This is a genomic window from Pseudooceanicola profundus (genome assembly GCF_054919315.1).
In genome coordinates, this window is the sequence record NZ_CM142898.1 from 595,331 (window position 1) to 607,540 (window position 12,210).

Below are 12,210 nucleotides of genomic sequence, written 5' to 3' on the forward strand. Positions count from 1 at the left end.
CTTTTCGAGAGAGTGCGGGCCCGAGATCAGGCGCCAGGTTTCAGATTGAGGTAGATGTCCCGACCGCTGAGGCGGACGGGGAAGGAGGCAGTCCGGCCCTCGTCGGCACCCTGCGCGGTGCCGGTTTCGAGCGAGATGACCCAGTTGTGCAGGGGGCAGGTGACGCAACCGTCATGCACGATCCCCTGGCTGAGCGGCCCGTTCCGATGCGGGCATTTGTCTTCAAGTGCGAAGATACGGTCGTCCGCGGTCCGGAAGACGGCGATGGTGGTCTCGCCGTTCTTCACGCAGCGCGCCCCCTGGGCGGGGATGTCGTCGATGGTGCCGATCAGGCGCCAGTCGAGATCGGTGTGCTGGCCGCCCTCAAGAAGCGAAGCGTTGGGGCTGGTGAATCTGGCGTTCATTCTGCGGGCTCCTGGACGGTGGTGTCGTTGGGCAGGCCGAAGACGGCCATCGGGTTGAACTCGTGCTTGTCGACGCCCGAGACGCGCTCGGACCAGGGGTCGACCTGTGCGAATTGCTGCGAGTAGACGAAGCGCTCGTAGTAGGCGCGGCGGCTCTCCAGATCGTCGAAGATCACAGATTTGACGGTGTCGTAGCCGACCCGGTCGGCCCACTTGTAAATCCGCTCGAGGTAGAAGCCCTGCTCGCGGTACATCTGGGTCATGGCGCCGGCGATCTCGATCACCTCGTCCTCGGTCTTCACGGTGCCCAGTTCGGTCGTGCCCTGGATGTGCAGGCCGGCGGCACCGCCGTAGACGATCTGGTAACCGCTATCGACGCAGATCACGCCGATGTCCTTGCAGGTCGCCTCGGCGCAGTTGCGCGGGCAGCCGGTGACCGCCAGCTTCACCTTGGCGGGCGTCCACGAACCCCACATGAACTTCTCGAGCTTGATGCCGAGGCCGGTGCTGTCCTGCGTGCCGAACCGGCACCAGGTGGAGCCGACGCAGGTCTTCACCGTGCGCAGCCCCTTGGAGTAGGCGTGGCCCGAGATCATGCCGGCGGCGTTCAGATCGGCCCAGACGGCGGGCAGGTCCTCTTTCTTGACGCCCAGCAGGTCAATCCGCTGGCCGCCCGTGACCTTCACGTCGGGGATGTTGAACTTGTCCACCACGTTGGCGATGGCGCGCAGCTCACCCGCAGTGGTCATGCCGCCCCACATCCGGGGAACGACGGAATAGGTGCCGTCCTTCTGGATGTTCGCGTGCACGCGCTCGTTGATGAAGCGCGACTGCTGGTCGTCGACGTATTCGCCCGGCCAGTCGGACAGGAGGTAGTAGTTCAGCGCCGGACGGCACTTGGCGCAGCCGCCCGAGGATTTCCACTCCAGTTCCTGCATCACGGCGGGGATGGATTTCAGTTCCTTGGCCACGATCAGGCGGCGCACGTCGCCGTGGCCCAGATCGGTGCAGCCGCACATGCCCTCGGCCTTCTTGGCAAAGGTATCGCCCAGGGTCAGGGCCATGACGCCCTCGACCAGCCCGGTGCAGGTCCCGCAGGAGGCGGAGGCCTTGGTGTGGGCGCGGACTTCGGCCAGCGAGGTCAGGCCCTTGTCCTTGATCGCATTGACGATCTGGCCCTTGCAGATGCCGTTGCAGCCGCAGATCTCCGCGTCGTCCGACAAGTTGGAGATCGCCGCCAGCGGGTCCGCGGCCGCGCCGCCACCCTGGTGCGCCTGACCGAAGATCAGCGTCTCGCGCATGGCCTCGACACAGTCGGCGGACTTCAGCAGTTCGTTGTACCACATGCCATCGGCCACATCGCCGTAGAGCACGGCACCGACGACCTTGTTGTCCTTCAGGATCACGCGCTTGTAGGTGCCCCGCTTGGCATCGCGCAGGACCACGTCCTCCAGCTCCGGCCCGTCGCCAAATTCGCCGACCGAGTAGAGGTTCACGCCGGTGACCTTCAGCTTGGTGGGCGTTTCCGTATGGGCGAAGGCAGCGTCCGAGGCGCCGGCCAGATGCGCGGCGGCCACCTTGGCCATGGTGTAGAGCGGCGCGACGAGGCCATAGACCCGGCCCTCCACCTCGGCGCATTCCCCGACGGAGTAGATGTTGGCGTCCGAGGTCTTCATGTCGGCGCCGGTGACGATGCCACGGCCGACCTCGAGACCGGCCTCCTGCGCCAGCTGCACGTTCGGGCGGATGCCGACTGCCATGACCACCAGGGAGGCGTCGATCACGGTGCCGTCTTCCAGCTCGACGCCTTCAACCTGCGCCTCGCCGAGGATCTGCTTGGTGTTGGCGCCGCAGCGCACTTCGATCCCGCGGCCTTCCAGTTCCTTCTGCAGCAGGTAGCCTGCCGCCGGGTCCAGCTGACGCTCCATCAGGGTGGGCATCAGGTGCAGCACGGTCACGTCCATGCCCTGCGCCTTCAGGCCCGCCGCCGCTTCGAGGCCCAGCAGGCCGCCGCCGATGACCACCGCGCGGCCGCCGAGCGCCGCGGCGCGTTTCATCGCCTGCACGTCGTCGAGGTCACGGTAGGCCACCACGCCGGGCAGCTTGTGGCCGGGCACGGGGATGATGAAGGGGTTCGAGCCGGTGGCGATGACCAGCTTGTCATAACCGGCGGTGATGCCGCCTTCGCTGGTGACGGTCTGCGCGTCGCGGTCGATCGAGACGACCTTCTGACCCCGGTGCAGGGTGATGCCATGCGAGGCATACCAGGCGTCGTCGTGGATCACGATGTCGTCGAAGCTCTTCTCTCCCGACAGCACGGGGGAGAGCATGATGCGGTCGTAGTTCACGCGGGATTCCGCGTTGAAGATCGTGACGTCGTAAGCGTCGCTGGCCTCGAAGAGGTGTTCCAGCATCCGGCCAGGGGCCATGCCGTTGCCGATGATGACGAGTCGCTGCCTGGACATGTGAGGTCTCCGGTCTGCTTGGGCTGAGCGAACCGGATGTCCGGGCCGCGGCGATTTCTGTCAGGAAAAGCAGAAGCTTGGATGCACAGCTTTCCCACGAACCGAGTCTGTCGGTACGAAGCTGCAGCATCGTTGCTGCCTGCCCGGTACGGGCGTTTTGACGGAAATGGCCGCGCCATTGCGGCTGGTGGGTGGAAGCGTTTCCACCTTGATTGATACATGCAATGACACAGCATGTATTTTCGCACAAGCATCATGTGCGGGTGCAGCGTGAATTTCCCCTTCCGCAGGGGAAATCGTCCGATTTGAGGTCAAATTTTGGTCAATGGCTCGAAAAACCCGCCCGCTTGCCCGGCAGAGACGGAATGACACCGCGGCGGCAGAGGCCCCTCCCCCGACCTCTCGGCGCTGCTCCGACGTCAGGGAGAGGCCGACTCGGCCCGGCGATGTGCCGGTTCCGGGGCCCTTGGGGCCCGGCTCACGGGAGGGGGCCTTGCCGGGCTGCAGCGCCCGGTGCGGGGCTCATTTGACCGGGGTGGGCTCCGACAGCTTGCGGCTGCGCGCCGGGGGCGAATTGGCGTCGCGCGCGCCGGCCGCCTGAAGGATCGGCAACATACGGGGGTGCGATTTCACCGCCCGGTCCAGCGTCTGGCTGTCGAGCACCGCGTAGAAGGCCATCCGCGCCTCGTGCAGCGCAGGCACCAGCCCGCAGGAGCCGCGCAGGATGCAGGAGGAACAATCGACCATGCCACCGTCGCCCTCCATGAATCGCGTCACGGCGCCGAGACGGATCTCCGCGGGCGGCCGCGCAAGGCGGATGCCGCCCGACCGGCCCCGGGTGCTGGTCAGGAAACCGCCCTCGACCAGCTGATGAACGACTTTCATCAGGTTCGACTGGGACAGGTCATGGGCGCGCGCCATCTCGGAGATCGGGACCAGCCGCTCGGGATGGGCGCCGAGGTAGAGGCAGACGCGCAGGGCGTAATCGGTAAACTTCGAAAGATGCATGATGATGACAACTGCGTGCAAATAATTCCCATTTTGGGAATTATTAACCCATGCGTCAATCAACCAATCGGATAGCCCGCCCCGCCCCCGGGCAAGGGGCGGAATTTATTCAGCAATTTTGCGCCCTGACGGGTGGCGTTACCAGACGACGGGGTGGGTTTCCCCGGTCTGGACCTGCACGAGGCCCTGCGGCGCATGGGCGGAGGGGGCCACGAGGTTCCAGCGCCACGGCGAACAGGTTAGCGTGGCAAAGGCCAGCCGTTCGGGGAAGCCTTCAGCCCAGCGGGGGTGGAAGGAGGGTTCGAACATCCACTCCACCTGCGCCCCCGCGTCGTAGAGCGCCGCCATGTCGGCGGCGAGCGCCTGCGCGGGCCGCGCGGTCATCAGGCCGGCCACCTCGTAGCGCACGGTGGCCACCACCGCGCCGCGATGCACCAGCACCCAGCCGCCGCCCATTTCGGCACAGGCATTCACGGCCTGCGCCATGGCGGCGTCGGAGGAGCCGACGCACCAGATGTTATGCTTGTCATGGGCCATGGAGCAGCAGAGCGCCGTGTCCGCGTCCCGCGGGCCGCAGCCCAGCCAGAACATCTTGGACACCGCCCCCTGCCCCGAGTAGCGATCCACGATGGCGAACTTGGTCAGGTTGCGATCCGCATCGCGCTGCACCGCGCCGTCGGCCACGGGCATTTCGAAGGTGAGGAAATCGTCGGTCCAGTGGAACGGGCGCAGCACGGCGGCCTGCATGGTCTCGCGGCCCGGCTCTGCGGGGATCACGAAATCCTCGGCCGTCAGGGGGCGGCCGATGTTCACGCTCTGCGTCGCCCAGGCGGGCCAGTCGATCTGCGGCACCCGCAGCAGGTAGTCGTCCCCCTTGGAAGCGCGGCGCCCCTCGGCCCAGACTTCCTCGATCACGAATTTTTCCGGATCGGAGAGCAGCACGATATCGGCAAACCGCCCCGGTGCCAGCGATCCGACCCAGGGCGTCAGGCGCATGTGGCGGGCGGGGTTGATCGTTACCAGCTGGATCGCCTGTTCCGGCGAAAGCCCGGCCTCGATCGCCATGCGCACGTTGCGGTCGGTCGCGCCGGTGGCCAGCACCTCCTGCGCGGGGCGGTCGTCGGTGGCGAGCGCCACCTGGCTCCAGTCCGTCAGGCCCATCTCCAGCAGGCCCTTGATGATCTCGGGCCCGGTGTGGATGCGGATCTCGACGAAGAGCCCGGCCTGCAACTTGTCAAAGGCCTCCTCGGGCGTCCATGCCTCGTGGTCCGAGGCGATGCCGGAGGCGGCGAAGGCGTTGATGTTTGGCAGGTCACGGATACCGGCGGCATGGCCCTCGACCACGGCGCGAGCCTCCCACGTGGCCTGCATCATCGACCACAGCCGGTCATGGGCCGGGTTGTCGCGGTCGCGCACGGCGGGCCAGTCCATCACCTCGTCGAGGCCCGGACAGGCGAGGCTCTCGCTCAGGAAACGGGTCTGGTCCACGCCGTCCAGATGCGCGCCATGTTCCCACGCGGTCGGCGGCACGGCAGAGCCGGGCAGCGGGAAGATCTTCAGCGGCGATCCGGCCCGGCGCGGTGCCAGCCAGAAATCCAGCGTCCGATCCGGCACCACGTTGGAGAACTCGTGGCTGGCCTCGCAGGTCCATGTATTGCCACGCGGGATCACCAGCGCCGCCTCGTATTCCGGCGTGACGTGGGAGCTTTCGATGTGCTTGTGCACCTCGCCCAGACCGGGCACCGCCAGCAGCGCGGATTTGTCCACCGTCCCCGCCGCATCGCCCCGGTAGGAGCCGCGCGGGCCGACATAGGCGATGCGCCCGCCGTAGAGCGCCAGTTCCATGTCCTCGCGCCAGAGGCCGGTGTTGGTGTCCAGAAGCGCCCCCACCCGCATCAGCGTATCCGCCGGACGGCGCAGCAGGGCGACCTCGATCAGCTCGCGGCGCAGGTCGGCCTCGTTTGCCGCCGTGATGTCCTTCAGCATGCCAGCCCCTCCGCCAGTGCGTCGCGCAGTGCGTCGGCATCGACGCCCATGGCCACCTGCATCTGGTAGGGGCCGGGCACGAGGGCGCCGCTTTCCGGCTCCACCTGCAAGGACCGCGTCTCAAGCCGGAAGAGATCGGGCCGCAGCGCGTAGAGCGGCACGCAGGGATCGTGCAGCGGGCGGCTTTCGCGGATCTGCGTCTGCCCCTCGGTCTGGGCGAAATAGGCCTCGATCAGATCGGCGCAGGCCACGGAGGGGGCGGTGCCCACGGTGCGCAGGCGGGCGATGAAATCGGCGTTCGCGCGGAACTGGCGGGTGGCATCCAGCGGGATCAGCACGAGGTCGAGCCCCGCGTGCAGCACCTCTGCCGCCGCCTCGGGATCATGGGCGAGGTTGAACTCGGCCCGCTTGTCGGCGCCCATGTTGCCCGGCTCGTCCACCGCGCCGCCCATGGCGATGATGCGGCGGATGCGGGCCGCGGCCTCGGGATGGTGACGCAGCAGCAGCGCCACATTGGTCAGCGGCGCGAGGCAGAGGAGGTCGATGGTCTTCGGCTCCGCCGCCATCAGCGCCTCGGTTATGTAGGCCACGGCATCGCGGCTTGCAGGCTCTGCCAGAGGCGCGGGGAAGGTCACGCCGCCCAGACCGTCCGTGCCGTGCACCCCGGTCTCGGGCCGGGGCTCCCGCCCCAGCGGTGCGGCAGCGCCCGCGTGCACCGGCGTGGGCACCCCGGCGCAGGCGACGATACGGCCCGCGTTGCCGGTGGTGACCGAGAGGCCGATATTGCCCGCCACGGTGGTCAGCGCGAGGATGTCCAGATCGGGCACCCGCAGGGCGTGGAGGATGGCAATCGCGTCGTCGATGCCGGGGTCCGTGTCGATGATGGCGGGCATGGTCTTCCCTCAGGTGGTCTTGTCGATTTCCACGATCCGCGCCTTGAAGCGGCGCGCGACCAGCAATGCGTCGGCGAGGGCCTTGGGCCCCTCCACCGTCGTCACCGCGCGGTCCTGCATCAGCCAGCGGCCCGCGACCATGGTCGCGCGCACGTCCGACGGCATCGTGGCATAGGTGAGCATGGAATAGATGTCGTAGATCGGATGCAGGCGCAGATCGTCCAGCGAGATGCGGATCAGGTCGGCCTGCTTGCCCGGTTCGAGAGAGCCGATGCTCTCGGCCATCCCCAGCGTCGCCGCGCCCTCGATCGTGGCCATGCGGATCACGTCGACGCAAGGGAGCGCGCCCCGGGTGCCGGCTGCGATCTTCTGGAACATTGTGGCCGGGCCGAACTGGCTGAAGAGGTCGAGCGTATTGCCCGACATCGGCCCGTCGGTGGCGATGCCCACCTTGATGCCCCGCGCGCGCAGGGCGGTGATCGGGGCCACGCCGCGCCCGGCCTTGCCGTTGGAGCGCGCGTTGTAGGCCACGCTGACACCGCGTTCGGCCATGAGGTCCATGTCGGCCTCACTCGGGTACATGCAATGCGCCGCGACCAGATGCGGCGTCAGCAGGCCCGCACGATCCGCGACCTCGACCGTGGTGCAGCCATGGGTCTTTTGCGCCCACTCAAGCTCGGGCTTGGTCTCGGCCAGATGCATCTGCACCGGCAGGCCCTTGTCCGCGTTCCATGCGGCCACGCGGGTCATCGTCTCGAGCCCCGTGGAGTAAGGCGCATGGGGCGCGGCGGAGGCGGTGATCAGCGGGTGATCGGCATAGAGATCGGCAAGCGCATCGAGCCGGGCAAAGCCCTCGTCCATCGAGCCGTGATCGGGGGCGGCGAAATCCGCCAGCGTCTGGCCCACGACGCCACGCATCCCCGCCTCGTTCAGCACCGCGCCGATGCGGTCCTCGAAATAGTACATGTCGGCCACGGTGGTCACGCCACCGCGGATCATCTCCAGCGCCGCAAGACGCGATCCGATCTCGACCACCTCGGCATCCACGAGGGCGCGTTCCAGCGGCAGGATGTAGCGGAAAAGCCGGTCGTCCACGTCCTCGCCCAGCCCCCTGAACAGCGTCATGGGCATGTGGCAGTGCGGGTTGACCATGCCGGGCAGGATCAGGTCGCCGCCCATGTCCTGCTGATCACCTGCGGGCACATCGGCAGGCGGGGTGCCGGAGCCGAGGGCGACGATCCGGTCGCCCTCGATCCGAAGCCAGCCGGCCTCGTGCTCCGTCAGGCCCGCATCCATGGTCAGGATGCGGGCATTGGTCAGAAGGGTCACGCGGCCTCCTTGGGCAGCAGGCAGCATTGCTCGGGCTGGGGAACCAGCACGGCACTGCTGCCGCTTTCGAAGGGCTGGGACAGCGGGCCATTGGCCTTGATCTCGCCTGCGGGCGTGTCGCACTGGTACTGGTAGGCGCGGCCAAGGTAGGTGCGCAGGCCCAGCTTGGTCGGCACGCCCTGCCCCTCTGCCGCCACCAGCAGCCCCTCGGGCCGGGTCGCGAGGATGAAGTCCTGCGCGGGCACGGTGAACTTGTCCTTGGGCAGGTTGATCGTCGCGCCGCCCGCCATTTCGGCCCGAACGCTGTCGCCCGCCTCGGAAATGGCGCGCATGGGGATCATGTTCTCGAACCCGACAAAGTCCGCCACGAAGGCATTGGCGGGCCGCGAGTAGAGCACCTCGGGGGTGTCCAGCTGCATGATCTTGCCCGCGTTCATGATCGCCACGCGGTCGGAGATGCTGAAGGCTTCTTCCTGATCGTGGGTGACGTAGAGCGCGGTGGTGCCATTGGCCTGTTGCAGGCGACGGATCTCGACCCGCATGTCGACCCGCAGCTTGGCATCGAGGTTCGAAAGCGGCTCGTCGAACATCAGCAGCGGCGGCTCGATCACGAGGGCCCGGGCAAGGGCCACCCGCTGACGCTGACCGCCCGAGAGGTTGGCCGGGTGCCGGTCCGCAAGATGGCCAAGGCCCACGCGGTCGATCATGTCGTCGGCGCGTTTCTTGCGCTCGGAGCCGCCCACGCCGCGCTGTTTCAGGCCAAAGGCCACGTTGTCGCGCACGGTCAGGTGCGGGAAGAGCGCATAGGTCTGGAACACCAGCCCGATGTTGCGGGCGTGCGCCGGCAGACGGGTCAGGTCACGCTCGCCCAGCTTGATGCTGCCCGAGGTCGGTTCGAGGAAGCCCGCCACCAGCCGCAGCGTGGTGGTCTTGCCGCAGCCCGAAGACCCCAGAAGCGAGACCAGCTCGCCCTCGCCCACGTGGAGCGAGAGGTCTTCCAGCACCTTGGTGCTGCCGTAATGGGCGGTGACGTTGTCGAGAGAGAGGGAGACGGTCATGTGGTAACGCCCATCACTTTGTCAGGAAAGTCAGGCCGAGCGTGCGCTCGACAATGGCCATGACGGCCACGGTCACACCCATCAGCAGCACCGAGACCGACGCGATCGTCGGGTCGAAGAACTGCTCCATATGGGCCAGAAGCTGGATCGGCAGGGTGGAGACGCCGGGGCCGGTCAGGAAGATCGAGACCGAGACGTCATTGAGGGAGGTGATGAAGGCGAGGATAAACCCCGCGATGATGCCCGCGCGGACGTTGGGCAGCACCACGGTGAAGAAGGCCTTCCACCGGGGGCAGCCGAGCGAGACGGCCGCCTCCTCGATCGAGAAGTCGAAGGAGTTCAGCGAGGCGCCCACGACCCGCACGCAGTAGGGCAGCACGATCAGCGCGTGCCCCAGCAGCAGGGCCAGCATGATCGGGACATCGGCCCCGATGGCCACGGTCTTCATCAGCGAGAAGCCCAGAACGATCTCGGGGATCAGGATCGGCAGCACGTAGATGTTGCCGAGGAAGGCCGGCAGCTGGAACCGGAACCGCGCCAGCGCATAGGCCGCCGGGATGCCGATCGCCATGGAGAGCGCCGTGCCCCCCACCGCCAGCAGGAAGCTGGTCTTCATGGTGCGCACGAAGGCCGAGATCTCGAAGATGTTGGTGAACCAGCGCAGGGTCAGCCCCTGCGGCGGGAAGGTCAGGTAGCTGGTGTCCGACACGGCAGAGCCGAGGATGATCACCAGCGGCCCCAGCAGGAAGAAGAAGACCAGCACCGCGAAGGCGACAAGGAGGGGATGGATACGTTGTTTCATGCTCTCACCCCGCCATCGGGTTCACGCGGCGCGCGATCTTGGACATGATCAGCACGGTGGTCAGGGTCACCACCACCATGACGGCGGCGATGGTCGAGGCGCCGACCCAGTCGAAGGTGACCATGGCCCGCTGGTAGAGGAAGGTGCCCATCATCATCTGCCCCTCGCCCCCCAGCAGCTGCGGCGTCGCGTAGGAGGTGAAGGAGCCGGTAAAGACAAGGACCGAGCCCACGATCAGGCCGGGCACCGCCAGCGGCAGCACCACCTGCCGGAAGGCCGCGCCGGGTTTCGCCCCGAGGCTGGCGGCCGCATCGGTCAGGTCCTGCGGGATGCCTTCCAGCACGCCGACAAGCGTCAGGATCATCAGCGGCACGAAGAGGTAGATCATCGCCACGATGACCGAGCCCTTGGTGTAGAGCATGGTCAGCGGCTCGCTGATCACGCCGATCCAGAGCAGGAAATCATTGAGGATGCCGTTCTTGCCGAGGATCACCAACCAGGCAAAGCTGCGCACGACCACGCCGGTCAGCAGCGGGAAGACGGCGGCGATGATCAGCAGGCTCTTCATCCGGGCGGGGGCCTGTGCCACCACCCAAGCGGTGATGAAGCCCACCACGACCGAAACGGCGGTGGTGATCAGCGCGACCTCCATCGTGCGCCAGAGCACGGTCATCCGGAAGCGCGAGTTGAAGAAGGTGGCATATTGCGCCAGCGGCCCCTTGGGGTCGCCGAAGGTGGTGGCCAGTGTCGAGAGCACCGGCAGGCCGAGGAACAGCAGCACCAGCAGGAGCGCCGGAGCGGACAGGAGCCATGGCCGCAGCTTGCGAGGCATTGGGGGTGCCTTTCTTGGTCTTCGTATCAAGAGCGAAGGGCACGGCGTGGAAAACGCCGTGCCCGGTTAGTCTAGGCGAAATGTGCCCGGATTACATGCCGAAGATTTCGTTCCAGCGGTCAATCCACTCGGTCTTGGCCGCGTTCATCTTGGCGTAGTCCATCTTGTTCAGGCTGTTGATCGCCTCTTCGCCGTAGGTCCACATGGCGGCCTGTTCCGGTGCCAGTTCCACGGTGCTGTTGATCGGCGCATCAACACCGGCCGCGGCCAGTGCCTGCTGCACGTCATGGGACAGCAGGAAGTCGACGAACTTGTAGGCCAGTTCGGGGTTCTCGGCGCCGGTGGGGATGTTCACGGTGTTCAGCACCGCGATGTCGCCATCGTCCAGCGTGGCCCAGGTCATGCCCGGCACGGCCTCTTTCAGCGAGCGCAGGGTGAAGTCCTGCGTCATGGTCACCGCGATCTCGCCGGTGGAGGCGAGGTTCACCATCTCGGAGCCGGTGTTGTAGTTCTTCACCACGTTCGGCTTCAGCTCTTCGATCTTGGCGAAGGCCGGGTCCGCGTCCTCGTAGGCGTCGGTGCCTGCAAGGTCACCGGCCCGCACCACGACCATCGGGCCCGCGGTGGTGGTGATGTTCGGCAGCGACAGCTTGCCGGCCAGGTCATCGCGCCACAGATCGTTCCACGAGGTGATCGGCTCGACGCTGTCGGCGTCGTAGACGATGCCGATGCGGCCCACGGTGTAGGCCGGGCCATAGCCGCCCTGCGGGTCGCGGGCCACTTCGTAAAGCTCGTCGAGGTTGGTCAGCTTGGAGCGGTCGAACTCCTGAAAGACGCCGTTCTCGATCCCGACCTGGCTGTAGCTGTCGGTCAGGTAGATCAGGTCGACGCCCTTGCCGCCGCGCGCGGTCAGCTTGCCGAGGCGGTCGGCGTTGTTGCCGGTCTCGAAGACCACGTCGCAGCCGCATTCGGCCTTGAAGGGTTCGATCAGCAGTTCGTTGAGCTTGTCGCCGTTGTAGCCCCACCACGAGATGGTGAGCGTTTCCGCCTGCGCGGCAGCTGCCGAGGCGGTCAGGGCAAGGAGGGAGACCGTGAGAAGGTTTTTCATGGCGCGAACCTGTCCAGTAAGCGTGAGTGAAACCGGGGCGGCGTCGCCCCGGCGTTTCGGGATGCCTTCAGTAGAGCCGTTTGCGCCACTATCAAGTCAAGCCGCGCCTCGTGTCAGAAGGATTCTTTTTCGTTGGCGCACAAATGGTCAAATATCGTTCACTGCGCCAGCCTGCCGCTACGGCAGCTTTCCACCCGGCAGGGCTGCGTCTCCCCGCGCACCTTGCGCGCGCGCCCCTCGCAACCCCCTGCAGGGCCCCGAGTCGCGCCCCCTGCCCTGCGGGACGGCCAGCCAAGCGGCGCACCCGTAGATTTCCCGCGCGCGA

General features: G+C 66.9%; 10 protein-coding genes. All 10 read right to left on the minus strand.

The features are described from left to right. Window positions 1-26 precede the first annotated feature (26 nt). Window positions 27-404, minus strand: coding sequence for a nitrite reductase small subunit NirD (gene nirD / locus ACX9MO_RS02650; RefSeq protein WP_462213451.1), 378 nt, complete (start codon window positions 402-404; stop codon window positions 27-29). Further along, on the minus strand, window positions 401-2,869 hold the full coding sequence (gene nirB / locus ACX9MO_RS02655; RefSeq protein WP_462213452.1) for a nitrite reductase large subunit NirB: 2,469 nt from the start codon (window positions 2,867-2,869) through the stop codon (window positions 401-403). The genes nirD and nirB overlap by 4 nt, the downstream gene beginning before the upstream one ends. 522 nt (window positions 2,870-3,391) lie before the next feature. Next, window positions 3,392-3,877 carry an RrF2 family transcriptional regulator gene (locus ACX9MO_RS02660; protein ID WP_462213453.1) on the minus strand — a complete coding sequence of 162 codons (486 nt, stop codon included), beginning with the start codon at window positions 3,875-3,877 and terminating at the stop codon, window positions 3,392-3,394. A gap of 138 nt (window positions 3,878-4,015) precedes the next feature. Then, window positions 4,016-5,863, minus strand: a complete 1,848-nt coding sequence (locus ACX9MO_RS02665) for an adenine deaminase (protein ID WP_462213454.1) — start codon at window positions 5,861-5,863, stop codon at window positions 4,016-4,018. Then, on the minus strand, window positions 5,857-6,756 hold the full coding sequence (locus ACX9MO_RS02670; RefSeq protein ID WP_462213455.1) for a nucleoside hydrolase: 900 nt from the start codon (window positions 6,754-6,756) through the stop codon (window positions 5,857-5,859). The genes ACX9MO_RS02665 and ACX9MO_RS02670 overlap by 7 nt, the downstream gene beginning before the upstream one ends. A 9-nt stretch (window positions 6,757-6,765) precedes the next feature. Then, a complete protein-coding gene (locus ACX9MO_RS02675) occupies window positions 6,766-8,085 on the minus strand; it encodes an amidohydrolase family protein (RefSeq protein ID WP_462213456.1) in 1,320 nt (439 codons plus the stop codon). Beyond that, a complete protein-coding gene (locus ACX9MO_RS02680) occupies window positions 8,082-9,143 on the minus strand; it encodes an ABC transporter ATP-binding protein (RefSeq protein WP_462213457.1) in 1,062 nt (353 codons plus the stop codon). The genes ACX9MO_RS02675 and ACX9MO_RS02680 overlap by 4 nt, the downstream gene beginning before the upstream one ends. A gap of 13 nt (window positions 9,144-9,156) precedes the next feature. Beyond that, the gene (locus tag ACX9MO_RS02685) at window positions 9,157-9,945 is read right to left on the minus strand and encodes an ABC transporter permease (RefSeq protein WP_462213458.1); all 789 of its coding nucleotides are present in this window, start codon (window positions 9,943-9,945) and stop codon (window positions 9,157-9,159) included. Between the two features lie 4 nt (window positions 9,946-9,949). Continuing rightward, entirely contained in the window at window positions 9,950-10,777 is an 828-nt protein-coding gene (locus tag ACX9MO_RS02690; RefSeq protein ID WP_462213459.1) for an ABC transporter permease, read from the minus strand. Window positions 10,778-10,868: 91 nt separating this feature from the next. After that, on the minus strand, window positions 10,869-11,885 hold the full coding sequence (locus tag ACX9MO_RS02695; RefSeq protein ID WP_462213460.1) for an ABC transporter substrate-binding protein: 1,017 nt from the start codon (window positions 11,883-11,885) through the stop codon (window positions 10,869-10,871). Between the last annotated feature and the right edge of the window lie 325 nt (window positions 11,886-12,210).